We start from the raw sequence: 25,794 nt of genomic DNA on the forward strand, positions 1-25,794 counted from the left end.
TATTGATACGTTTTTGTAGTCTTTTTGTAACATTGTTCTAGATCAATTAATTCATTTTATTTCACCTTTATAACATCACTCGAGATGATGAAATATAAGGATTACAATAAATGAAATTAAGTACCCTCACGTTAGCCATTGTGGCGAGTCTTGCCGCTTCTTCAGCTTATGCAGATACAGAATCTGTTGATCCGCTAAAGAAAGCTTTCATTGATGACTCTTCAGTAAAAGTACAATTTAGACTTCGTTATGAAGATGTCGACGTGGCTAATGTTGACCAACAAAATCAAACCACCTTGCGTACTCGTTTGAACTATAAAACGGGTGATATTTATAACTTATTTGCAGTAGCGGAAATTGATGACGTTCGCTCAACAGATAACGAGGCATTGATTGCTGATTACAAATATACTCAAATTAACCAAGGCTTTATTGGTTATAAAGGCCCAGCAGAAACATTAGCTAAACTTGGTCGCCAACGTATTTTACTGGATAACCAACGTTTTGTTGGTGGTGTTGGTTTCCGTCAAAATGAACAAACATACGATGCTGTTTCCATTAAAAACACAGCAGTTGAAGGCTTAACGGCGTATTACGCTTATGTTGCTAACGTGAACCGTATTTTTCCTGAAGGTTCAGGCAAAGAAGAGCATGAAAACGAAACTAACTTAGTTAACCTAAACTACAAAGGTCTAGAGTTTGTTAATTTAACTGGTTACGGCTATCTGATTGATAATACTGATGTGGCTGCTTTCTCAACAGATACATTCGGTATTCGTGCAACGGGTAATGTTAAATTAGATGCGCTAAAACTGAGCTATGAAGCAGAATACGCACAGCAATCAGAGGGCGGGGATAATCCGGTTAGTTACAGTGCTGATTACTACAAATTAGGTGCAGGTATCGACTTTGAAGGTTTTGGCGCCAAAGTGGGTTACGAAGTATTAGGCTCAGATAGCGGTAAAGCAGGCTTCATTACACCACTGGCAACATTGCATGCCTTTAACGGTTGGACAGATAAGTTCTTATTTGGCGGTAAAGGTAACTGGGATAATGGTTTAGTCGACACTCACGTTATTTTAACTGCTAAGGTTGCGGGACTTAAATTACTGGCTAAATATCACCAGTTTGAATCTGACTACAGTGATATTGATATGGGAACAGAGTGGGGTGTTGCTGCCACTTACCCTTTTGCTAAGCACTATAGCTTAGGTGTGAAATACGCAAGCTTTAGTGGCGCAGACGAAGGTTATGATTTCTCGAATGATACCGATAAATTATGGCTAACTTTCCAAGCAAACTACTAAACATGTTAACTGCATAAATCATGTTATGAATCTTTACCAGCGGTTGTTTTAGGTGGCAATCGCTGCGACGCTCCCCCACCTAGTTTGCAGGGATCCTATATCCCTGCTTTTTTATGTCTATAATCAAACTAACTTAATTAACCTTAAATCATACCAAATCAATGACTTATGTTGGGTTTGTAGGTTGTTTAAACTGCCTTAGCAGCAAAGTGATCGCTTGGTGAGACTAACTCGTTTTGGGCTGCAATTGTTTGCAGTTCCCACTGTTGTTGTTTTTGGGTTTCTTTAAGTACGCCGTAACTGGCATTGGTGGCATGTTCAAATGCCGCAACTGGTGTCATGCCTGTTAATAAGCCACCAGTAAATAACGCTGAAATTAAGTCGCCTACACCGACAGGCTGTTTAGCAAATTCAAGTTGTGGTCGTTGACTGATAAAGCAGCCTTGTTGCGTTGCCAGCATCATAGTGAAGGTATCATCGGCAATAGAGTGCAGATGTTTCACTAGTACCATTTTAGGCCCTAATGATAAGGCTTTTTCACAAGCAGCTTTGGCTTGTTCAAGGTTGGTTATTTCCATTTGGGTAAACTGAGTTAACTCAAATTGATTCGGCACAATCACATCTGCAATTGGCATGACATCATTGATGAGTTGTTCTGTAATGCCATCGGCAAGAATACAGCCTTTTTCAGGATCGCCCATAACAGGATCGCAAACATATAACGCAGCAGGATTATGCTGTTTTACCTTATTGACGGTTTCAATAATCGCTTGGCATTGCTCGGCGCTACCTTGGTAACCAGATAATACAGCTTGGCAGTCGGCGAGTTTTTCTATGTTTTCAATACCAGTTACTAGCTCATTAATGTCATTGGCAGAAAACGCACGACCACGCCAACCTTGTTGGTATTGGGTATGATTGGAAAATTGTACGGTGTGAATAGGCCAAACTTCCATCCCCATACGTTGTAGTGGAAACACGGCAGAGCTATTGCCAGCATGACCAAAAACCACATGGGACTGAATTGAAATAATACCTTTCATTGGTGACCTACTTTTATTGAATAATGTTGTGCAGATAAAGTGTAGCAACGCTTTGATGCATTATAAAAATCGTAATAGTAATTAACGTGCTAATTAATCTTTAGCTTATAATCGCTTAACCATAATATTTCAATAATGCTAATAATAGTTGTGATCTTGAATAGTTATAATTGGTTTTAACTATAAGGATGCAAGAATTGACTTAATAAAACGCCAATCTAATGATTGGCGTTTTCTATCAAATTTTACTGCTAAGCCAATATTTAACTAAGCTTGTGTTGCTTGGAATTCAGCAAAATAGTCATCTAATACTGCGCGAGTTTCGCGGCCAATTAACTCGTATTCATAATGAGTTAAGTTAGCTAAAGAGACGCGCACTGATGGATGCACTACATCAAAGCCTTTACCTGGTAATAAAATCACCCCTGTTTTGTGAGCAAGACGGAACAAGAAGTCCTTACCTTTACCACTGTCTTTAAACCATTCAACAAAAGCATCACCGTAAAGTTTGCCGCCTAAAGTATCAAGCTCAAGTAAGGTGTAGTAATCAACTCGGTCAATGTTCTCTTCAACTTCCACACCCATGTTTTTATACAAAGTGATGTAACGTTCACGAATAATACGCTTACAGGCTGCTTTGTAGTTATCTTCAAGATCCATTAAACAGTTCAAAGAAAACAGTGCCATTTGCACTTGTTGTGGCAATGCTAAGCCCGCTGTGTGGTTAAGTGCAACGGCTCTGCTGTCTGCAACGATACGGTCGATAAACTTGATGCTACGTGGATCAGGCGTCAAGGTTTTATAACGGTTATCTAGCTGCAACTGGTGCGCTTCAGGTAGAGCACGCATCGCATCATCAAACACGTTTTCGTGATGAATACCGATGGTGCCTAAACGCCAGCCGGTTGCACCGAAGTATTTTGAGAATGAGTACACACATAAGGTGTTGTATGGCAGTTTGGCAAATAATGAAACAAAGTTATCGGCAAACGTGCTGTATACGTCATCGGTAATGATAAATAAATCGCTGCGTTGTGTGTTCACAAAGTCAGTTAAGCGAGTCAAGGTATCTTCTGAGAACTTAACTGATGCAGGGTTTGCTGGGTTTACTACACATAAAAGCTTAATTTCTGGGTCAGCTAACTTTTCAATTTCTGACTGTGGTAACTGCCATGTGGTTTCATCCAAGCGAATTTCAACAATTTCTAGATCGTATTCTGCAAGCTCTGGGATTTCTAAATAAGGAGTAAAGATAGGCGTAATAAGCGCCACTTTATCGCCTTTTTTAAGTAGTCCATTGTTGGCCATTGTTGCGAAGGTGTAAGTCATTGACGCTGTGCCGCCTTCGGTAGCAAACAAGTCGAAGTTAGATGACATTGGCATATCGCCATACATTTCTTCACCGATGTACTGCTTAACCACTTTCTCAATGTTGGTTAGCATGCGAGAAGGTACAGGGTAGTTACAGGCTAAAAATGCATTCACAAATTCATTTAAGAAAGCTTGTTTTTCAATGCCTAAACGATCTTTTGCATAGCTAATAGCTTTTTGTAAAAACTGCACGCCTTCACGGTTAAGGTTTTCTTTAGCGAAGGTGTCGAAACGCTCAACCACACCTACACCATCAGGAATACCGCCAAAACCTTCATTAAGGTATGAGTAACTTCTTTCTGATTCTTCTAGAGCAAAGTCACCTAAACGTAAGAATGCTTTACGTGGCAGTGTGGCTAAAAAGTTTGGGTTACCGCGGCCTGCATCTAATAGAGTGCGATCAGGTACTGTTTGTGCCACTTCGATTAATTTGTCTTTTAATTCAAATGGGCTAAGGTCAGCGAATTTAGTGAAATCGATAGCTTCTGGTGCTTTAGTATCTTGGTTATTCATAATATTTACCTTTATCAATGTTTATAAAGTTGAATTTGTTAGGCGACAACAGGGTTGTTTAGGTCGCCTATAAAAATTGAGTTCTATTGAGTTGAGATTATGCCGACTATGATTGGACCCCATAGGGTGAGCAACACATTGGCAATGGCGTAAGTGACTGTGAAAGCAAAAACCGGTGTTGCATTGCCTGCTTTTTCAAGTAGGGCTGCAAATGCAGGGTTTGCGCTACGCCCACCACTGACACAAGCTAATGCTTCAATTGGGTTTTTAATCTTCAGTACGTAGTAAGAAATAAAGAATGAAATAATTTGTGGAATAATCGTTACTGCCATACCTAAAAACAGTAGGGTTAATCCGTGTTCTTTAATGGTGTCGATAGCTTGTGGACCAGCTTGAAGACCCACGATGCCAACAAATACTGCTAAACCGAAGTCACGTAAAAAGTTAGACGCACCAAGTGGTAATGAAGCCATTTGTGGTTTACGGCTGCGTAACCAGCCTACAAATAAGCCTGAAATCAAACAGCCTGCACCTGAGCCGATAGTCACTGGAATGCCAGCGATTTCGAAACTGATAAGGCCAATTAATAGACCTACAACCATGCCTAGGCCAAATAACACATAGTCAGTAGCAAAGGCTGAACCGAGACGCTTGCCGATGTTTTTCTCAACACGGTTAATGTCTTTAGCACTACCAGTAAGCTGGATAATGTCATCTTTGTTGATAGTTAAATCTGGAGTGATGACTAAAGATGTACCGCCACGAACCACATCAGTGATATACACGCCACGAATAACGTCAGAATTAGCTGTAGCTTTAAGCTGAGCTAAAGTTTTACCGATAAGCTTGGCGTCTTTAGCAATAAGCTGACGGTTTTCTTCAATTAATGTGGTGCCTGTTGGCAGGCTAACTTCTTGTGAATTGACGCCAACAAGTTGGGTAATCGCTTCACGGCGACCGGTGATAATAATCACGTCATCGGCGCAAATAGACACTGATTTGTCTGCTTCAATGGCTTGGCCATCTCGTTCAATCATTTCAATAGCGATATCAAGTAGTTCGGCGTTCACCTCTTGGGTGTTTTTACCTATTAATCGGCTGTTGCTGTCAACTTTATAAGCACGAGATACGAGGTCAGTTAGGGCATTAAATTGACCTGGTGCCAGCTCTGGCTTACCGCTTGATAGTTTTTCAGCAAGTTTGATCGCTTCTTCACGAATATCCCACTTCATGAAGGTCGGGATTAACCAAGAGACCATTAGAATAGGGCCTAAAGAGCCGAAAATATAAGTTACTGCATAGCCAACTGCGACGTTAGTTTGCATCATTTGCTTGGCTTCTTCAGTCACATTGCCTAGCTGTGAGATTGCATCACCAGCAGTACCAATAATGGCTGATTGCGTGAGTCCGCCAGCTGCAAGACCTGCTGCTGTACCGCTATCAAGATCGAACATCATTGCAGCTGCAAGCACACAAAGTAAGCCTGTTACCGTCATCACGACAGCTGATAATAAAATGTTGATGGTTCTGCGGTTAAGCGCGCTAAAGAACTGCGGCCCGCCTTGATAACCTACTGCGTAAATGAATAACGCGAAGAAGATGGTTTTAACACCAGGGTCAATTTGAACCCCAAATTGGCCGATTAAAACACCCATGATTAAGGTTCCTGCAACTCCACCTAGAACAAAACGTCCTATGGTGATTTTGCCAATGAGGTAACCTAATGCCAGTGTAATAAACAGCGCAATATAGGGTGAAATTGCAAATAGATTTTCGATAATGCTCATAATCTTGCTGCCTTGAGGGTAAGTTTAAAAAGCGTGGTCACTTTTTAATGTCATCGTTCAGTTAGTTTGTGTTGAAGGAGACAAAGAAAGCGGTTTGCTCAACAAGCAATATTTGAGTGTTCTTTATCGGCTTCGGAGGCAATGTTAGAGGGATAGAAATAAACAACATGAATCTCATTTGAAGGATCTAACCCTTCAATTGATATTGTGATTGGTGGATTTATCGACAATTAAACAGGCAAGGTGTTGAAATTATGCGGTTATAGGGTAAAGAAATTTTTTGATGTAATTAGCAGCAATATGGATAATATTTTTAAGTTTATTTTAATTTGTATATTTTTGAGGCTGAAAAGCGTCCAAAAAAAAGCCAAAAGCACTGTGGCACTTTTGGCATTTTCATACGTTTTTAACCCTATCAGTTAATAAAAATGTGTAAGCGTTAATCTGTCACTGATTGATTAAAAGCGTCGATAATGACTTTTCTAATGGGCGAGATTTGTTTTGAATGAAGATTCCAAAGTGATAGGGGGACTTGTATTGTTTCTTGAAATTGATCGCATTCGAATGTACTTAGGTGCTCGCTGACAAAGTCGTTATGGATAATATTTTTAGGTAAAAGAGACCAACCAATGTTTCTTTCTAAAAACTTAACCACGAGAGCTAATTGATCTATAACTTCATATTCTGCTGAAAAAATCACTTTTTCACCCATTTCATCATCAATGAGTGATTTTAATATCAGTTGCCTTGAGTTTTTCATCCCATGAAAGGTTTCGCTTGAGTCCATCGCGACAAGTGGATTGTTATTACCTGCAAATAAACCGAACGGTAAGTTTTTGAGGTAGGTTGATTCAATACTATTAATGACGTCACTGCGGTAAATATTAACGAAGGCGAAATGGATTGATCCATCTACAATCCCTTTTTTTATCTCAGGCTTAGTTCTGATGATAAAGTTGACTTTCATATTGGGGTATTGAGTATGCAAATCGAGGCGAATATCAGCAATTACCCATGGCGGAATAAAGCTACAGTAAGCAATGGTAATTGATTCTAATTCACCATAAGAAAGGCTTAAAGCAACTTTATCGAATGTCATGGCTTGTTGAACGGTTTGCTTAGCATAATTATAAAGTAACACTGCATCATCAGTAGGTACGACACTTCTTCCTACTCGCTCAAATAACTCTACTGCAAGTTGATCTTCAAGATTAGTAATGACTTGTCCAATGGTGGTTCGATGTTTATCTAGCTTAACGGCAGCCTTACTAAAAGAGCGTTGCTCATACACAGCAACAAATGCCCGCAGTTGCTCTAAACTAAAGTTCATTACTCATCTCCATTGGTGTGGTTAATATTTATCAAATGCATTGATGTCATCTAATCTTTTGACTCAAATTAGCTAGCTATTAACTCATTCATTTTGCTTATCAAATAGTCTTATCGACATAGTTTATATCAATTATGTCATTTGTGATGGTTTGATCCTTCATAAACGATTATTAACTTGTCTTTTGTAGATTTAAAATCATCGCATCTTAAATAACCCCTTGGAAGTGTTATGCCTCATGAAATTGCGTTTGGAGAAGTGTACTTCCCCCCATTAATGGTGGTGATTGTATGTGCTTATCTCCTCACAGTTGTGGTGATGTTTGTGGCTAACCGTTTTGGTTGGCACCGCGCAGTTGTTGCGCCAGCAATCGTTGAGCTCAGTATGATTGTCATTTTTACTTTGGTTCTGAGCCAATTCATTGTCATTACATAGTAGATTTCTTTTAACGGCTTAATACAGGAGAGCAGATGATGATTCGATATATAACCACATTTATCATTGTTGCCATCGCCAGCGTCGGCATTTATACACAATATCAGTACTACGCAGAAAACCCATGGACTCGTGACGGGCAAGTTCGAGCACATATTGTTCAAATTACGCCTCGAGTCACAGGGCCTGTCACTAAGGTTTACATTGATGATAATAGTCAAGTAAAGCAAGGGGATGTGTTATTTGAAATTGAGCCAAGTTTATATCAAGCCGATCTCAAAAACGCCAATGCTCAGGAACTTCAAGCTAAAGCATTACTTGATAAAGCAATTAATGAAAATACCCGTGCACAAGCTTTGGAGCGTCGTAAACAAGGCAGTGTGTCAGTTTTAGATTTAAATAACTTTCAAAATGCTGTGCAGACAGCAGAGGCAAATTTAGCCGCAGTAAAGGCGGTGGTTGAACAAGCACAACTTAATGTGGCGTTCACTACAGTGGTTGCACCTACTGATGGCTTTATCACTAATTTGAATTTGAGGGTGGGCGCGCAAGTCGTTGCTAATAATCCTGTTGTGGCCTTAATTGATGAAAATAGCTTTTGGATTGAAGGTTTCTTTAAAGAAACTGACTTACAAGATGTGCATGCAGGTGATAAAGCGAGCATTACCTTAATGATGAACCCAAACGATGTCATCGAAGCTGAAGTTGACAGTATTGGTTACGGTATTGCTAAGTCGGATGGCAGCACTGGTAACACGCTTTTGCCTAATGTAAACCCAAATTTTGAATGGATCAGACTTGCTCAGCGCATTCCGGTCAAAGTGATAATCAATCATGTGCCTGATGGTGTTCAGTTACGTGTTGGCACCACCGCTTCTGTGAAAATATTTAAGTCTAGCAACTCATAAATACTATTAGGTGTAGCCAATGTTAAGCGATGCAACCAAAGAAGCCATTAAAGTCTCTCTCGCCCTCAGCCTTGCCTTAGTATTGGCTTTGTTATTTAGTTGGGCCAAACCCTACTGGGCAGCAGTGACGGTGGTTGCTTTAGCTGCGAACGAAACCTATGGGCATTCTATAAAACTGGCGAGATATAGATTGCTAGGTACCTTTATGGGAGCTTGTGTTGCCTTATTATTAGTCGGTTTATTTGCTCAAGATTCGGCATTGTTTATTGGTTTTTTTATTCTTTATGCAGGTATAAGTACCTATTTATCGTTTGATGCCCAATATGGTTACATGTTCAGAATAGGGTTTGTTGTTTGCGCTCTTATTAGTTGTATTGGTTACTTTAATGATGTGACTTCTTTTGAAATCATCATCATTAGAATACAAGAAACGGTTTTAGGTGTAGTGGTGTTTTCCTTGGTATTTCGCCTGCTATGGCCTGTGAATACTGAAGCCCACTTCTTTGTACTCATTAAGCGAGTCTCATCGACTTTGCTGCAAGTGGTGACAGAGCTCAATCAAAATCAATTTGAAGCTAATTCGTTGTCTGAAAAACAACTTAATAAACTAAAGCAACAATTGGATGGCACATGGGCTGATATAGGTAAAATGCAAGCCATTCTACAACTGCCTTTAGCGGGAAGTTATCAACTACGTAACCAATTATCGGGTTGGAAAACAGCAACAGCTTTGTGTCTTGAAACCGTTGAAACCTTAAAAGGTATTGTCGCAGAAATTGAAACTGCGCAGCAAAGTGAGCTTCCTTTAAATGGAATGATTTTTGAGAAAATATTGCAGACCGAGCAAAGTGCTTTACAGCTAAAGCAAGTGTTAAGTTCACCTGATGGTATCTCGTTTCATAAGCATCATCAGAAACAAAATACTGTTAAAGCGCTTGCTAAAGTGAAAACCACTTGGTCTGAAACGCTGGCAGTGTTTAGCCCCAAAATACCAGTAAAAGCTAAAGCTAATGATGCGTTAACCGTCATGTTAACTATCGGCTCATGTATGGCCTTGTGGATATTTATTCCTTTACCAAATGGGTTTATGTTCCCGTTATTGGCATCAATTTTAGCGATTAATATCATTACTATGCCAAGAGAAATGGTGAATCATGCTCTGGTGGGCATAACAGTATTTGGCGCGATAATCTTAGCGGAATATATTTTTATCATGCCGAAGATGACTGAGGTTTGGCAACTGGCATTGTTTTACTTTATTAATCTGTTTGCCATTTGGCGGGTATGTTCAACCCCTAAGTTAGCGATTCAAAAAGTCGTAGGCGGAAACTTATTGGTCGTGTTGACGATGACAGCACTTTATTTAACCCCGAGTTATAATATCGAAGTGTCATTGAACTTATTGATTGAGGTTTATCTTGCAATGGGTGTTGTTCGATTTTTTATCGTTTTATGTAAACCAGAGCAGGTTAAGGCCGTTTGAAAAATGAACTAAATATGTAATTTTTTAATTGTTTTGTTGTTCTTTTTTTGCTCTGTTTGTTGTTTGGGAAGTAAGCGGTTTAACATGTGCAACAGCCGTCTATACATGGAGTGATGGCTATTTACTAAAACTAAGGTTGTGCTTTAAAGGCTAAATTTTTGATGTAACAATTTCTCCCTCGCTTATGTTGTCTGGCTTTTTTTGTGTCAGATTTGACATGTTTTATGTGTTAGGAGAGAGCATTTGTTACTCATCAATCAAGCTGTCCGTCTGCAAGTAGATAATGTATTAGTTCAGTACCATATCTTTGATGTGAATGAGCCTTTGATGGTGACTTTTCCCCCTAGTTGCCAAGTAATGTCGCAAGAGCAAGTTGATGCAAAAAAGCAGGCTTGGAGTTTTCAGTTTTTCACCAAAAAGAAAATGAATGTTATTTCCTTTAATCATATTGGAAGTACAAAGAATTATTTTGATTCCACTTTATTTGCTGTTTTTGTTAAAGGGTTAGCTTGCGATCTTATTCGGTTTCCAAAAAGAATTGGATATGGGTCTAGTTTGGGCGGCTATGCGACCGCTTTTCATGCCGACAATTTAAGGTTAGATAAAGCCTTACTTTTGATGCCTGTGAGTACTTATTGGCAGCCATCAGCACCGTGGGATCCTAAACTAATAGAGCATTTCAAGTCACAGCAAAGAGACATGTCTCATATTGATGCAAGTGAGTGCAAAACTCCATTGACCATCATTTATGACCCCTTATATGTTCCTGATACTAAACATAAACAACGATTTGTAAACTGTGTTGCTAGTTATCGAATTCCTGGTGTTGGTCATCGTATAGCTAGAGCATTACTTGATATTGGCTCGTTGAAAGAGACTATCTTGGAATTCAGAAGTGGTGAGATTGACTCAGAGCGTTTCTATAAACAAGCTAGATCAAGACGCTCTTTATCCTATTTTTTTCGCTCTCTTGATGAAAAACATGTTGGTAAAATCTCAACGAAGCGGTTAGCTATCATTTATTTACACAAGTTTTATCGATATAAACAACAAAGCATCGAACTTGATAAAATCAAAAATAGACTTCAAGAAAGTGTTTGTAAACGACTTGATTATGTATGTTGTCTAGCACACGGAAAAGGAGTTCTGGCCTTACGAAATGCTGCAGCAGGTTCGGCGCTGGTTTTTTGTTAGCGTTTTTTTACACTGGTAGCATTAAGATGAAACGAGCTTTTGGCTCGTTTTTTTATGCCTGCATTTTCTTCTTGGGCTCTAACTTCAAACCTTCAATGAAGATTAAAGCAGTCAAATATTTATTTGGCGCTAAATGGTAACTACTGTAGTTGTTAATAGGTGATTATTTGTTCATCAAATACGTCGCTGAAAAGGAAATAACATGCTTACATTTACCAATAAGTCGCTAACTCAATTTACTGGAATATTGTCGACCTTTGCTCTTGCTACAGTAATTAATTTTTCTGCAGCCAACGGTGCTGAAGCTGGCCAGTATGTATTTCCACAGCAAAATCAAACCAGTGAACAACAAGCTACTGATGAAGCGAGTTGCAACAGTTGGGCGATATCTCAAACGGGTTATAACCCTAGTCAGCCGCAAACGGTAGTAGTGCCTCCGCAAACCCAAGCAACACCAGATAGCAATGATTCGGCTGAAAGAGGTTCTGGTATGCGTGGTGCAATAGCTGGTGCAGCAGCAGGAGCTATGATTGCTGAATTTGGCGATGATGACAGAAGCGACGCGGCGCAAAACGGTGCGGCCATTGGCGCAGTTGCTGCTAGGCGTCAAAGTCGTCGCAGTAATATGCAGCAAGCGGAACAGCAACAGGCGGCTGAACAACAAGCTGCGCAACAACAAGCTCAAGTTCAAGCTGCAAATGTTGAAGGTGAACAAAATTATTATCAAGCTCGCGCAGCTTGCCTTGAAGGTAAAGGTTACAGCGTTAACTAATCTTTTGGCTTAAGCCTGTAGTGAGAAAGTGAGCTAGGCCAATAGTGAAAAAAGAGTTATGACTCTATGCCATTACGTTGTAACTCTTGCTCCAATAACTGCCTACCATTACTCTGAATATGCTCTAAAAATTGTTGTGCAATAACGGTTTGCCGTTTTGATTTAGACCAAACAAAAAACCATTTTGCATTTATCGGAAGCTCTTTAATCGGCAGACGGATTAAGTCATTTTGCCCACCATAAGTCAGTGTGTGAGCCGACAGAATCGATATGCCTAACTTGGCCATCACACAATGTTTAATGGCTTCATTACTTTCGATGGTCATTTTAACGTTAGGATTTAGGTCATGCTCTTTAAAGAAAGCCTCAATCGCATGGCGGGTTCCTGAGCCTTTTTCTCTTATCAAAAATGGCGCTTGGCAAAGCTGTTTAAGGCTGACTTGTTTTTGCTGAGCAAGCGGGTGCGCTTGATGGGCAATGGCTACTAATGGGTTTTGTAACAGCTCAATACTGTCAGAATCACTATCAACGGGAGGATGACTAAACACATAAAAGTCATCAATACCTTGTTTTAAGCGTTCAATGGTTTGCTCGCGGTTGCCGACATTGAGCTGGATATCAATGTCTGGGTATTGCTCGCAAAAAGGGCCTAGCAAATGGGGAATAAAGTATTTGGATGTGGTTACCACAGCAATACGTAATGTACCAGATTGACCTTGACGCATTTTACCCAGTGACATGTCTAAACGAGCAAAACTGTCTAAGACCTCCACAGCCGTTTTGACCATTTCTAAACCTGTTTCCGTAAAGACTAACTTTCGGTTAGTGAAACGATAAATGGGGTCGCCGACGGCTTCAGCAAGCTTTTTCATTTGAATTGAGACCGTGGGCTGTGAAAGAAATAAGGCTTTTGCAGCTTCATTAATCCCACCTTTATCGTGCACAGCGAGCAAAATTTCTAGTTGTCGAATGGTGCCAATATGGGCATGTAATCTAGATTTCATAGCTTCTCGTTTTGTTACAGATTCTCACTTACTTGAAAGGACTCAATCATCTAAAGCAATTATCAGGTGAAGATTTACTAAGCCAACATCAGTTTGTGATATTGAGTAAGTAGAGTGATAGATAATAATCTATATCGGTTATAGGTAATATCAATTTTTATCTATTTAAACTATTTGCCATAATTCCGCTATCGATTTAACAGATTCATTTATCGCTAGGGGAATTACCATGATTTACAGACAGCTCGCTTTCAATTTAGTCGTTGCTTTTTCTATGGTGTTTTTAGGCATATTGGTGGCAAAAGCTGATTCTGCCGGTTTAGGCTTAATCGCTATTGGCGGTGGTCTATCCTTGTTGACTATGTTTTCCTACAGAGTTGAGAAAAAACAAACTCACCACCGCGTATCTTCTGTTAATAGCTCTGGTTTTAATAGCACAGGTTTTGAAAATACTGGTTTTAATAGGACTGCTTGTCAGCACGAGAGTACAGGTGAAACCTCATGCAGATAGATGTCAGTATTGGCTTTTTCTTACTCGGTGTTGTTGCTGTTCTCGCTGGGGCTAAAATTGAATTTCCAAAGAGTTTATATCAAGCATTGATGCTATTTTTGATGATTGCGATTGGGCTTAAAGGCGGGGTAGCACTTGCTGAACATGCTTCTTGGGCATTGTTAACCCAGTCAATTTATATACTGCTATTTGGCTTGTTACTGCCCTTTATTGCCTTTCCTATTTTGCATCACATTGGCTTATTTGAACGCCATGATGCAGCGTCAATCGCAGCGCATTACGGCTCTGTCAGTGTAGGTACTTATGCTGTTGCTGTTGCCTATTTAGAAAGTAAGAATATTGCTTATGAAGCTTATATTCCGTTGTTTGTGGTGTTATTAGAAATGCCCGCGATTGTGGTTGGCATTATGCTGGCTAAGCCCCCAGCTAAAGATGTTAACTCAGTAGGTAGTCGCTCAGTCTTTATTAAGTCAAAAACCATTAATTCAACAGCTATTAATTCAACACCCGTTAGCTCTAAATTAGGGACCGAACGTAAGAAGTTATTGCATGAAATGTTCTTCAATCAAGGCATTGTGCTTATGGTGGGCAGCCTGATTATTGGTTTTTTAGCGGCAGAAAAAACGTATACCATCGCACCACTATTTTTTGATTTGTTCAATGGTGTGCTTGCGCTCTTTTTACTCGAAATGGGCATGGTGGCAGCTAGTCGCTTAAGTGATATAAAGCGGGCTGGTAGTTTTATATTGGCGTTCAGTATGGCCATGCCATTAATCGGTGGCAGTTTAGGTTGTGGATTAGGGATTTTGATGGGACTTTCAAGCGGCGGAGTTATTTTGATTGCAGTACTAGGTGCTAGTGCATCATATATTGCTGTGCCGGCTGCTATGAGAGTGGTGTTACCTCAAGCTAATCACAGCTTGTCGATTAGCGCGTCATTAGGGATTACCTTCCCGTTTAATGTGATACTTGGGATCCCTGTTTATACCGTGATGGCATTCTGGTTTATGGGCTAAATAGGTTTAATTTAAGAGCTTAATATAAGTGCTTTAATCCAATTAGGGCTTTTAAGTATTTAAGCGCCCTAATGAGTTTTATTATTTGATTGAAGTCACGCTTAAAGAAGAGTTAACTGCTGACTGCAAAAGGATCATTTTTAGGATCATGGTTCCAAGTGTACTCAGCTAACCTTGCAATTCGTTGTGCTTCACTAATCCCTTTAAGTTTTGAAACCCAAAAAAGGGCCGCATCCGTTCCTGCTGAAACTCCAGATGAGGTTAAAAATTTTCTATCATCTACCCAGCGAGCACTTGGTTGCCAGTCCACTTGATGGTTTAAGCTCGTGACCCATTGATATGCCATTTTGTTAGTGGTGGCTTTATGGTGATTAAGGCTTACGGTTTTAGCGAGTAAAGCTGAACCTGTGCAGATGCTGAATACTTTTTTACTGGCACTTATTTGCTTTGTGAGCCAGTGCGTCATGGTGTTATTTGCCACTAATGAGCGAGTCCCAATTCCACCTGGGATAATGAGTAAATCACATGGGTGGATATTGCTGGTGAGTAAATCAGCGACAACTCGTGGGCCTTGATAGCTTTTACAAATCTGAGTATTAGCAATTAGTTTGATGTCTACATTCTTCATGTGTCCCAACATTTCGATAGGCCCGTGTAAGTCTAATGTTTCATAGTCATCAAATACTAAAGCGACTATTTGATAGGTTTTATCTGCAGAAACTGATTTTTCATTAACGTCCGTTTGAAGAGATTGAGTAGATTCATCACTCATTGATGCAAGAGAATGAAATGAAGCGCTCGCCATAAGGCTTGATGTGAAAACAGAGCCTGTGAGTTTTAGAAATTGTCTGCGTGGGTTCATGGGATAAATCCTAGTTAGTTTTCGTATTAGTCCTTTGTTATGACTAATAATTCACTTGCAGTGGGAATAGGGTAATATCAATACTGAGTTGTTAGAGCTTGCTCTCATTTTTGAGTATTCATTAACAGGATTATAGATTTGTATCTGGAGGGCAGAATTGACTGTTTTGAAAGAATTTTTACTTAACAATAGACGCGGTAATGATGGCTTGAATAATAACCAAGTTGTTAAAATCACTAATAAAAGAATACTGAGTAGTGTTTGTAGCTAGCAACTGAACGTTTACTGAAATAAAGCATCTTTTGATTATTTACACTTAGCTAACATCCTACCTGCATCAGGGGGTATAGGGTGGCAACCCCTACTTTGGTATAACACTCAGACACTTGACCAATAGTACGTAGTGGCTGACACTCAATGCTATTCTAATACCCTATAAAGTTATGGATGGCACAATTACATGCTTATTTTCTTCATTTGTATTACGTTGTTGATCCTCGCTTACAAGTTTTACAGCCCTTTTGTAGAACGCCAAGCGGGCATTGACCCTAACGTAAAAACACCCCAAAAACGTTTTGAAGATGGGGTCGACTATGTCGAAGTCCATCCTGTAAAAGCGTACCTTATTCAATTTCTAAACGTTGCTGGTGTAGGTCCAATCTTTGGTCCTATTCTGGGCGCTTTGTATGGTCCAATCGCCTTAGTATGGATTGTGCTAGGTAATATTATCGGTGGTGCTGTACACGATTACTTCTCTGGTGTACTGAGTATCAAAAATGACGGTAAAAGCTTGCCTGAAATAGCAGGGCACTATTTTAATATTTACTTTAAAGGTGTGATGCTGATTTTCACCGCGATGCTACTGTTCTTCGTTGGTGTTGTATTCATCATGAGCCCAGCTGGACTATTAAGTAACCTTGATTATTTTGAAGGCACTATTTTTGCTAACAACGTATTCTGGGTTGTCTTAATTTTAGGTTACTACTTCTTAGCAACCTTGCTGCCTATCGACAAAATCATTACTAAATTATATCCATTATTTGGTTTATTAATGATTGTAATGACGACTTCAATTGCTGTTGCTCTACTTATCAGTGCGCCGCAATTACCTGAGGTCGGTGACATTTTTGCCTATTTCGACCACAGTCATTACAACAATGATTTGCTTGAGCCTAACCCTGATGGATTGCCAGTTTGGCCATTACTATTTGTGACTATTACCTGTGGTGCAATTAGTGGGTTCCATTCTACCCAAGCGCCAATTATGGCTCGTTGTTTAACTAACGAAAAATACGTTCGCCCTGTGTACTATGGCGCAATGATGTCAGAAGGTATTGTGGCTTGTGTATGGGCATTAGCGGGTATTGCTGCCTTCCCAGGTGGTTATGTTGAGCTTAAGAGTATTCTTGATGCCGGTGGCCCTGGATTGGTCGTTAACCAAGTGGCGAGTACTTACTTAGGTGTCGCTGGTGGTATTATGGCGATTATTGCTGTAGCTATTTTCCCGATTACTTCTGGTGATACAGCATTCCGTTCACTGCGCTTAACCATCATCGATGCGTTTAATATTCCACAAAATATGCGTAACCGTTTGCTAGTGGCAATTCCAATTTTGATTATCGCTTACTTCATGACTAAGATTGATTTCTCTCTTATCTGGCGTTACTTTGCGTTCTCAAACATGCTGCTTTCAACCAGTGTATTGTGGTTAGCGACTAAGTACTTATTCGACCGTGGTAGTTTCCATTGGATTGTAAGTTTACCGGCAATTATCGGTACTTGTGTAACCGTGTCATACATCATGACCGCAGGAATTGGTTTAGGCTTGCCACAGTCGATGAGCCAACCCGTTGGTATCGCAGTCGGCATTGTCTGTTTAGTCGGCCTTATCATTGTGCATAATAAACGTAAGGCGGTAGCGCAATAATTATTGCCTATTAACTTAGTGTGAATAAAGGACTGCTTAGGCAGTCCTTTTTTGTGGGAGAGTTTAGGCTGACAAGCTTAACCTAGTGATGCTATTTCCATGATTCAATAAGATTGAAAGGGTTACTTTGAAGGTGTACAAACCCCTGTGCCAGTCAGTGCGATGTGATTGAGGTTCTTTTTAATCACCTTTGATCCCACATCATAGGACGACTCTGGGCGGCTAATAAGGTAGCCCTGCACACAATGGATTCCAAGGTTTTTGACAAGCTCAAATTGAGAAGCGACTTCGACACCTTCAGCGACGACTTTAAGGTTAAGAGTTTTACCTAAATCACTAATTGAATTTAATATTTTTTCGTATTTAGGATTGATGGTTGCCTGGTCGATAAATAGCTTATCAATTTTAATAACATCAACAGGTAAGTTAGCTAATGTTGATAGTGAACTAAAACCTGTACCGAAATCATCGATAGCAATAAGTACGCCTTGTTTGCGTAGATTTTCTAGATCTTCAATGATTTTCTTTGAGGCGTGAAATAAGCAGGACTCAGTGATTTCAAGAAGTAGGGCATTCGGTGGTAAGCCTGTTTTAGTCAAGGTGTCCATAATCCAATCATAAATCGGCAAATGTTTTAATTGCACACCTGAGATATTGACAGACATTCTAACCTTATTCATTCCAGCGTTATGCCAAGCTGACATTTGACGACACGCTTCAAATAAAATCCAGTTACCCAGCTCGATAATAAGGTTCGAATCTTCTGCTATAGGAATAAATTCAACAGGTGAAATAGCACCCTCAATAGGGTGATTCCAACGCACTAACGATTCAAAATAATCGATACTGCAATCGTCAACATTGACGATGGGCTGGAAAGATAATGTGAAGCTTTGGCTAGCGATAGCCAGACGCATTTCTTCTAAAAGGTAATGGAAACGACGAATTTTGCTGCCCATTTCGGGTGAATATACGCGGAAGATACCTCGACCATCGGTTTTAGCGCGATACATAGCAACATCGGCCATCTGTAATAATGTATTGGGATTTGATGCGCTATCAGGATAAGTGGCGATACCAATACTGGCGCCAATTTTTATCACCTTATTACCCATTACAAAATCACGTTCTATTTCTTGTAAAACATTTTTAGAAACTTCTACAGCGCGCAAATTATCGGGAATATTTTCAATAAAAATAGAAAACTCATCCCCCCTAAACGGGACAAGTTTAGTTCTAACTCAAATGACTCGCTGACTCTACTGAGGTCGTTATTACGGACAACGGTTTGGAGTCTATGAGCGACTTGAATGAGGATTTCATCACCAAAGCTGTGACCGAATGAATCATTAACTTGTTTGAAACCGTCTAGGTCGATGAATAGTAATGCTTGCCTCGTGCCGGTTTCTTCTGCTCTTTGTAGTTGTTTTTCAAGATGTTCTAGATAAGCATGTCTATCTATAAGACCTGTAAGTTTATCTTGATAGATACTTAACTGGGTTTGTATATTCTGGGCTTTGACGTGCTTGTTGAGTTCATTGAGGGCGATGCTTATCTGCGACAGGGTATTAGGCTGCTCACTTGGAGGTAATTGGATATTAAAACTAGCCAGCAATTTGTCGGTTTCATTACTGATGAAATCTAGCGATGCATTGTTTTTACGGGCTATTCGAGACTTAATATAAAACGGAATAGCATAAGCTAATAACACCATCAGTAATAATGGCATATTGCTGAACATCATCATCTCGCTAAACACATCTTTAACGCGCACCACATTTAACTGCTGTTCCGTGCGCTCCAAAACTGCAAAGTAATGACGTTTAGACTTTACAATATCACCTTCTAGAAACAGCAAAGTTTCCCAGCCTGCATTTGCATTCACCACGTCGCTTACATCGATGGAAGTGATTTTATGGTGAAAATTATCACTATGAATCGTTTCTAAACCTTGGCTAAAGCTTATTACCAATAACACATAAAGCATTATTAAAAAGCTCAAAATGGTTAAAAGAAACTTAGAAATTCTGGTCATAAAAGATCTTAATGCAAGGTTTTAGTTGTTGGGTGATGGTGAGTTTTATGTTTCTTTTTTGTAATTTGGATTATATGAGTAAATGTCAAATATCACAATGATATAGGCTAGAGTTTTAAGTTAAAAAGTTAATCAATTGAATGTTTTATATTATTTACAGATGCAAGGATTTCTAGCGGTAAAGCTAATGTGGAAATGAGTGCTGAGCAGGTATTATTGAGTGTAAATGCTGTTTAGTAATTAGATTATCGACAATAAAATCAGAAGTTTAAACTTGTTTATTGCATAAGATATTAGTTGCCGTGTGCTTATTGAAATACACCAAAGTGAGGCTGGCGCGAGTTCAACGTTATTGGGTGTCTGTGTATGTAAATTACATACCGCCCGATTCAGTATATTGACTGTTTTTTATTTGCGGTCTTGGTACCAATATAGTGGCGCAGAGCGCGTTTTTCAGTATGGGTTTGTGGTTAAATAAACTCATATTGTGAAGCTAGATTTAATCAAGGTGTGAAAGAGAATGTTTGCAAAAGCAGCAAACCTAGACAGGCTGATGGACACAAGTTGGGGTAATAGCAGGGGCAAAAATAAAGAGCAGTTGGCATTATTGCGACTGATTAACTGGGTATTAAAATTAGGGTTAATTTTTTGGGGAACTGAGCTGTTTGATTTAACTCGACCACCAGTGGAACTGAGTTATGTTTTGATCCTTGAAGCTGTGTATGTGACCTGTTGTTATCGTTTTCGATTTCAGTGCCTTAATCGTCCGTCTATTTTGTTAATGACCTTGGTGTTAGATACCTTATTTTGGGCCACATGGTTGTTTTACACTGGCGGTGCGACCAATGCTTTTGTGTCATTGCTGTTATTGCCTGTTGCTATAGGCGCAGTCACTTTGCCACGTTGGGCTCCTTGGATTCTAACTATGCTATCAACGGGGATGTATAGTTTGATGATGTTTACTATGCCTGAGAACCGAATTCGACATCATGGTATGGACATGAGTTCGCATTATCTAGGCATGTGGTTTAACTTCGTCATATCAGCTTTAGTATTGACCATTACCGTTGGCTATATTGCCAAGCGAATACGCCAAAAAAATGCTCAACTCAGTTATCTTCGTGAAGCCCAACTTCGTCAAGAGCGGCTGCTAGCTTTAGGTACTGTATCTGCCCAAATGGCACATCAAATGGCCACACCATTATCTACGTTAAGGCTATTAGTAGATGAATTAGCTGAAGAAGGTGTTGCTAATGATATTGAGCCAGAAATGCAGCAAGCGTTATCTCGTTGTGAAACCACCTTAGCTGAACTGCGACTTGCTACTGAATCTATTCGTCAGCAAAAATCTTATTCACTTAGTGTTGATAAGTTGGTGCGAGATACACAAGAACAAGTGCAATTGTTAATGCCTGAAACTCAGTTTAATGTTGAGGTTGAAAGCGAGGCTAGTGCCAGTAGAGTTAAGGCAGATACTAGCTTATTGCCAGCGATATTGGCGTTAATTGAAAATGGCGCTAGAGCAAGTTTAGAGCACACGTTAACGTCGAAGGTCAGTGTGTTTGTGTCAGTAATTGAACCTAACAGTGTCAGCATTACAATTAGAGACTATGGCCGTGGTATGGAGTCAAGTCAGTTAACAGAGTTAGGCAATAATGTCGCCAACAATCCTAAAGGAATGGGGATTGGCGTGTTACTTAGCCATGCAAGCTTTGAGCGTTTGGGTGGCCAATTGAGCTTAAGTTTGCACCATGAAGGGGGGATGATCGCCTCGGTCATTCTACCGGTAACCCATGATGAATAAATTACTGATAATTGAAGATGACACGGCTTTGTCGGCAGCCTTGGCTAGACGTATGACTAAACAAGGGTTTGAATGTGCTCAATGTCATGATGCCAGAGAAGGTTTGTTAATGGCGAGGCAGTTTAATCCGAGCCATATTTTGTTGGATATGAAAATTGCTGAGGAAAATGGCTTAACGCTAATTAAGCCATTAAGAGGGTTATTGCCCAAGGTTAAATTGGTGCTGTTAACCGGTTACGCCAGCATTGCCACGGCTGTAGAAGCCATTAGACTTGGCGCCGATAATTATTTAGCTAAACCTGTTGATACGCAGACGTTATTGAATGCATTAAATGCACAAATTGAAGTTGAAGCTCAAGCTCAAACTGAATTTACCGAGCAACCTATTAGCCCGAAAAGGCTTGAATGGGAACATATTCAGCAGGTGTTAGCCAATAACAACGGCAATGTATCTGAAACCGCGCGACTACTTGGTATGCATCGACGGACACTGCAGCGAAAGTTACTTAAAAAACCGATAGCGGATAATCGAGCGAGTTAAAGCCTCTTTACGAGGCTTTTTGTTTGAAAAAAGTGACTGCTTTCGTCTATCACCAAATTTGCTTGTATAACTTAAGTAAGTTTGTACCAAGTACTTTTTCGATAACCCTATCTGAGTGACCGCGTTTTTTCATATAGTAAGCAATAAGCTCCATGCGTCTTATCGTGTTTAGCTGCGGGATAAATGGAGGTCGATTTGCAGACTCTCCAGGAGCAGATATGCCTGCTGCAATTCTGCGCTCAACATCTTTTCGGATCATCTCTCGATATTCAGGTCCGTCATCCACAGGAAGAACACCTTGATCGCTACCGATAGAGACATGATCCTCTCCACATAGATTGATCGCATAATCTATATGACGCATCAGTGACTCAGCGGTAATCTCACCATCACCACCTTCTAAAAATGGCATCAAATATAGGCCAATGACGCCGCCTTTATCTGCAATAGCTTTGAGCTCCGCATCATCATTGTTACGTGGATGGCGATAAACACTATTACAACCAGTATGAGAAATAGTGAGTGGTTTAGTCGCCACTTTAATTGCATCTGCAACGGTTTTTTGACCTGAATGAGATAAGTCCAAAAGCACATTGTTTTGTTGAATCTCACCGACAGCTTCGATACCTAGGGGAGTTAAACCTCGGTTTTCTTTCTCAAGGCCGCCGTCACCAAATTGAGAGCGTTTGTTGTAAGTTAATTGCATATAGCGACAACCTTGTTCTGCAAAGTAACCTATTTGAGATAGGTCATTGCCAAACATTTCACAGGACTGAAATCCTATGATGATTCCTACTTTTTGTGCTTGCTTGGTGTCAATGATGTCACTGGCAGTAAGGATCAAACTGAAGTTTTCAGGATACTGACTAATTACTTTTTTCACCTGAGAAATTTTATTCATAGTGGCATTATGGTCATCACCTGGATAAGGAACTGTAGTATTTAACGCGGTAATACCTGATTGTTTAAATAATGCCAAAGTTTCTTTAGAGAATGATTCTACTCCATAATCAAAAAGCGCACTTAACCCATCAATTACAATGCTGTTATCAAATGGCGGCCATTGTTGAACCGCTGTTTTTGAACTCGCCTGAGCAAGAGAAGAAATTAGGCCGTGAGGAAGTGTGGCTCCTAAGGCTGTATAACCTGCTAAAGTCAGTATTTTACGACGCTGTTGATTGAAACTCATATTCTGCTCCTTTCCTAAAGTGTTTATTGCCTATAACTGGGCAATACATTCAACTTCAACTTTTGCATTGAGTGCTAAGCCTGATGTGCCATAAGCACTGCGGGTTGGAAGGGTTTCAAAAAATGGCGTATAGGCTTCATTAGCCTGTTGCCATTCATCAATGTCATCAAGCATGAGGGTACATTTTACGATATCGCTGTAAGTTAAATCATGCTGCTGCAATACATCACCAATGTTCTTCATTGTTTGGGTCATTTGTGCAGAAATATCATCTCCAGCAAGAATTTTTGTACCAGGAAAGTTACCGATTTGGCCAGACATATATAACATTCCAGCTGCTTTTTTCGCATCAACAAATGGAAGGTTTGGGTTATTTCCGCGATATACAAATTGGCCATTTTTAATCACGTGGGCAATATCTTTTGCTAGGGTGATATCATCTGAAGGATTTTGATTTAGTACGACTAAATTGGCGATTTTCCCTACTGCAATATCACCAACGCTTTCTTCAATACCAATCACTTTGGCACCATTGATGGTTGCTGACTGAATAGCCTCAAGGGGAGTGAAACCAGCATGATTTACTAATAATTGCATTTCATGCTGTACTAATGGCGTATTGTGACCGTAATAGTCACTCGCTGAGTCAGTACCTGTTGACACTAATATACCGCTTTCATGAGCTAAGCGAGTGAAGGTATTTCCCCAATCATTCATTAACTTACCACGTTCTCCACGCTGAGATTGATTCATTTCAAATACGGTTAAGGTTGCATCTAGGATGGTACCATTGGTTTTCATTGCTTCAATGAGTGGGGTATATCTTGTTAGCTCAAACGAATCTTGACGTTGTTCATCAGTGATGTGTTCGCCTTTACGGCGTAACTCGTAAAAGTTTTCCACCACATGAGCTGATAAATCTGGGGCATGGGAAATTGTTTCAACGCCAGCATTAACCAACTCTTCAGGTTTTGCTGGACCGACATAAGCATGAGCCCAGACTTTCATTCCGTGACGTTTTGCTGCTTGCTGAAGTTTCTCTATGACGTCAGCAGGCACTTTCGCGTAAATCTTTATGCCCGTAGCTCCCGTACCCAATGCTTTAAGAATGACTTCATCAAAGTTGCTGTTTTCATCTACTGCTCTCATCCAATCAACATTACCAGGGGTTCTGCCTAGAGCAGACTCAATCGTTCGAGGGTCTGAAAAAAACTCACTACCGCCAATTATGACTGAATAATAAATATCCGGTGATTGAATGATATTGATTTCAGCACGGCGTTTAAGTGAACTTAATACACGAACATCGCCGCCCATATCTCGAATTGAAGTCACTCCACCTTGAAGTAAGTGACGCAGTCTCGTGCGAGTAATAGCATCACTGTCACTGGTATCTGGCACGGTTGCATGGTGTACATGAGTATCAATAAACCCCGGAATAATGTACTTGTCAGTTAAGTCGACAACTGTCACCTCAGATTTTAAACGTAGTTTTTTACCGCTGATTTTGGTGATGCGATTGTCTTCAATCAATATTGTTTGGTTTTGTTTAATTGATAGGTTGTTAACGTCGATAATATTGACGTTTTTGAGCGCGACACTTGCAGCGCTTACTCCGTCAGAAAGTAACAATGAACTCACCACAAACAGGGCGCAATTCAGTAAAGTTGTAGGGCTAGGGCTTAAAAAAGGGTTGGTATTGAATGAACAAGGCAATCCGTGTGGCATTGTTGTTTTCCTTAACATATTTATTTTATTACTTGCCGTTAAGATAACCTAAGTTTAGCTACGTATATACTTACCTATGATTTATAGTCTGTTAACTAAAAGTTGATAATACGCTTAGGTTCAAGAATATGAATAAATTTGAAGCGATGAGGTCCTTTTGTTTGGTGGCAGATTTACAAAGCTTTTCTGCCGCTGCAAATGAGATGGGAATTTCAACGACTATGGTGAGTCGTTATGTAAAGCAATTAGAGCAGCAGTTAGGCTGCCTACTGCTAAAACGCAATACTCGAAGAGTATTCTTAACGCCGGCAGGTGAGCAATATCGTGCACATATAAAGCCGCTGCTTAAAAAATTGACCTTAGTCGAAAATCAGATGAGTCATTTAAGTGATACACCATCAGGTATGCTTTCAGTATCAACGACCTTAGAGCTTGGCTCGCAATATTTTGCGCCATTAATTGCCAAATACCGCCAAGCATATCCGCAAGTTTTGTTGGATATAAACCTGAGTAATAACCCCATTGATTTATTTGATTCCAATGTCGATTTGGCTTTTAGGGTTGCGCCTGTATTGCCAAGTGCGAGCCATATAGCGCAATCAGTGGCAAGCTCAAAACTCAGCTTATGGGCTAGTCCTGAATACTTTGCTATAAATGGGACTCCTACTACTATTGCTGATTTAGCGGAGCATCGATTGATGTTTTTTGCGCATAATATAAGAAAGGAGCAATGGTTATTCGAATACCAAGGGCAGCGCCAAACTATCAAGCTGCCATGGGCATGGACTTCTAATAATGGTCGATTATTAAATGAAGCTGCAGCTAATGGGCAGGGCATTATTCAAGCCCCCAGCTATTCTGTTAATCAGTATGTGAAGCAAGGCGATTTGATTGAATTAATGCCAGAATATAGTATTAAGGAATTGTCTATTTCAGCAGTTTATCCTCACCGTTATCAACTTTCTAATCGTGTTAGCAGTTTCGTAGAAATGGCAAAAAATTATTTTAGAGATAATCCTTTACCGTAACTATAA

At 39.9% G+C, this 25,794-nt stretch carries 20 protein-coding genes and 1 pseudogene; 12 read left to right on the forward strand and 9 right to left on the reverse strand.

Features of this window, described 5'->3' with window-relative positions:
• The first annotated feature begins 110 nt into the window (after positions 1-110).
• Entirely contained in the window at positions 111-1,307 is a 1,197-nt protein-coding gene (locus AC0L4E_RS03525) for an alginate export family protein (protein ID WP_473678036.1), read from the forward strand.
• Between the two features lie 188 nt (positions 1,308-1,495).
• On the opposite strand, the gene pdxY is transcribed toward AC0L4E_RS03525, so the two are convergent.
• The 4 genes from pdxY to AC0L4E_RS03545 form a co-directional block, all read right to left on the reverse strand.
• Positions 1,496-2,350, reverse strand: a complete 855-nt coding sequence (gene pdxY / locus AC0L4E_RS03530; RefSeq protein ID WP_473678037.1) for a pyridoxal kinase PdxY — start codon at positions 2,348-2,350, stop codon at positions 1,496-1,498.
• A gap of 267 nt (positions 2,351-2,617) precedes the next feature.
• Positions 2,618-4,234, reverse strand: coding sequence for a bifunctional aspartate transaminase/aspartate 4-decarboxylase (locus AC0L4E_RS03535; protein WP_473678038.1), 1,617 nt, complete (start codon positions 4,232-4,234; stop codon positions 2,618-2,620).
• An 83-nt stretch (positions 4,235-4,317) separates the two neighbouring features.
• A complete protein-coding gene (aspT, locus tag AC0L4E_RS03540; RefSeq protein ID WP_473678039.1) occupies positions 4,318-6,021 on the reverse strand; it encodes an aspartate-alanine antiporter in 1,704 nt (567 codons plus the stop codon).
• A 439-nt stretch (positions 6,022-6,460) separates the two neighbouring features.
• Positions 6,461-7,351: a LysR family transcriptional regulator gene (locus AC0L4E_RS03545; protein WP_473678040.1), complete on the reverse strand. Its 891-nt coding sequence runs from the start codon at positions 7,349-7,351 to the stop codon at positions 6,461-6,463.
• 231 nt (positions 7,352-7,582) lie between these two features.
• Between AC0L4E_RS03545 and AC0L4E_RS03550 the strand changes: the two genes are divergently transcribed.
• The 5 genes from AC0L4E_RS03550 (at position 7,583) to AC0L4E_RS03570 (ending at position 12,143) form a co-directional block, all read left to right on the forward strand.
• Positions 7,583-7,786, forward strand: coding sequence for a DUF1656 domain-containing protein (locus AC0L4E_RS03550; protein WP_473678041.1), 204 nt, complete (start codon positions 7,583-7,585; stop codon positions 7,784-7,786).
• A gap of 35 nt (positions 7,787-7,821) precedes the next feature.
• On the forward strand, positions 7,822-8,694 hold the full coding sequence (locus AC0L4E_RS03555) for an efflux RND transporter periplasmic adaptor subunit (protein ID WP_473678042.1): 873 nt from the start codon (positions 7,822-7,824) through the stop codon (positions 8,692-8,694).
• 19 nt (positions 8,695-8,713) lie between these two features.
• On the forward strand, positions 8,714-10,177 hold the full coding sequence (locus tag AC0L4E_RS03560; protein ID WP_473678043.1) for an FUSC family protein: 1,464 nt from the start codon (positions 8,714-8,716) through the stop codon (positions 10,175-10,177).
• A 243-nt stretch (positions 10,178-10,420) separates the two neighbouring features.
• A complete protein-coding gene (locus tag AC0L4E_RS03565) occupies positions 10,421-11,371 on the forward strand; it encodes a hypothetical protein (RefSeq protein ID WP_473678044.1) in 951 nt (316 codons plus the stop codon).
• Positions 11,372-11,573: 202 nt separating this feature from the next.
• The gene (locus AC0L4E_RS03570; protein WP_473678045.1) at positions 11,574-12,143 is read left to right on the forward strand and encodes a hypothetical protein; all 570 of its coding nucleotides are present in this window, start codon (positions 11,574-11,576) and stop codon (positions 12,141-12,143) included.
• 56 nt (positions 12,144-12,199) lie between these two features.
• On the opposite strand, the gene AC0L4E_RS03575 is transcribed toward AC0L4E_RS03570, so the two are convergent.
• Positions 12,200-13,147 carry a LysR family transcriptional regulator gene (locus AC0L4E_RS03575; RefSeq protein WP_473678046.1) on the reverse strand — a complete coding sequence of 316 codons (948 nt, stop codon included), beginning with the start codon at positions 13,145-13,147 and terminating at the stop codon, positions 12,200-12,202.
• Positions 13,148-13,376: 229 nt separating this feature from the next.
• Between AC0L4E_RS03575 and AC0L4E_RS03580 the strand changes: the two genes are divergently transcribed.
• Positions 13,377-13,658 carry a hypothetical protein gene (locus AC0L4E_RS03580; RefSeq protein WP_473678047.1) on the forward strand — a complete coding sequence of 94 codons (282 nt, stop codon included), beginning with the start codon at positions 13,377-13,379 and terminating at the stop codon, positions 13,656-13,658.
• A complete protein-coding gene (locus tag AC0L4E_RS03585) occupies positions 13,649-14,674 on the forward strand; it encodes a sodium-dependent bicarbonate transport family permease (RefSeq protein ID WP_473678048.1) in 1,026 nt (341 codons plus the stop codon). Before AC0L4E_RS03580 ends, AC0L4E_RS03585 begins: the two co-directional genes overlap by 10 nt.
• Before the next feature lie 112 nt (positions 14,675-14,786).
• Here AC0L4E_RS03585 and AC0L4E_RS03590 read toward each other — a convergent pair whose 3' ends face one another.
• Positions 14,787-15,536 (reverse strand): DJ-1/PfpI family protein, encoded by a 750-nt coding sequence (locus tag AC0L4E_RS03590; protein ID WP_473678049.1) that lies wholly within the window; start codon positions 15,534-15,536, stop codon positions 14,787-14,789.
• 460 nt (positions 15,537-15,996) lie between these two features.
• On the opposite strand from AC0L4E_RS03590, the gene AC0L4E_RS03595 reads away from it, so the two are divergent.
• Positions 15,997-17,463: a carbon starvation CstA family protein gene (locus AC0L4E_RS03595; RefSeq protein WP_473678050.1), complete on the forward strand. Its 1,467-nt coding sequence runs from the start codon at positions 15,997-15,999 to the stop codon at positions 17,461-17,463.
• 122 nt (positions 17,464-17,585) lie between these two features.
• On the opposite strand, the pseudogene AC0L4E_RS03600 reads toward AC0L4E_RS03595, so the two are convergent.
• Positions 17,586-19,498: pseudogene (locus tag AC0L4E_RS03600) on the reverse strand (putative bifunctional diguanylate cyclase/phosphodiesterase).
• Positions 19,499-20,018: 520 nt separating this feature from the next.
• Here AC0L4E_RS03600 and AC0L4E_RS03605 point away from each other — a divergent pair.
• Entirely contained in the window at positions 20,019-21,302 is a 1,284-nt protein-coding gene (locus AC0L4E_RS03605; protein WP_473678051.1) for a sensor histidine kinase, read from the forward strand.
• Positions 21,295-21,843, forward strand: coding sequence for a response regulator transcription factor (locus AC0L4E_RS03610; protein WP_473681492.1), 549 nt, complete (start codon positions 21,295-21,297; stop codon positions 21,841-21,843). Before AC0L4E_RS03605 ends, AC0L4E_RS03610 begins: the two co-directional genes overlap by 8 nt.
• Before the next feature lie 49 nt (positions 21,844-21,892).
• Here AC0L4E_RS03610 and AC0L4E_RS03615 read toward each other — a convergent pair whose 3' ends face one another.
• A complete protein-coding gene (locus AC0L4E_RS03615) occupies positions 21,893-23,032 on the reverse strand; it encodes a dipeptidase (RefSeq protein WP_473678052.1) in 1,140 nt (379 codons plus the stop codon).
• A gap of 30 nt (positions 23,033-23,062) precedes the next feature.
• Complete coding sequence (locus AC0L4E_RS03620; protein ID WP_473678053.1) at positions 23,063-24,760, reverse strand: amidohydrolase family protein; 1,698 nt, start codon at positions 24,758-24,760, stop codon at positions 23,063-23,065.
• 128 nt (positions 24,761-24,888) lie between these two features.
• Between AC0L4E_RS03620 and AC0L4E_RS03625 the strand changes: the two genes are divergently transcribed.
• Positions 24,889-25,788, forward strand: a complete 900-nt coding sequence (locus AC0L4E_RS03625; RefSeq protein WP_473678054.1) for a LysR family transcriptional regulator — start codon at positions 24,889-24,891, stop codon at positions 25,786-25,788.
• Positions 25,789-25,794: the final 6 nt, after the last annotated feature.

The organism is Shewanella sp. GJ50-10, from assembly GCF_055808815.1.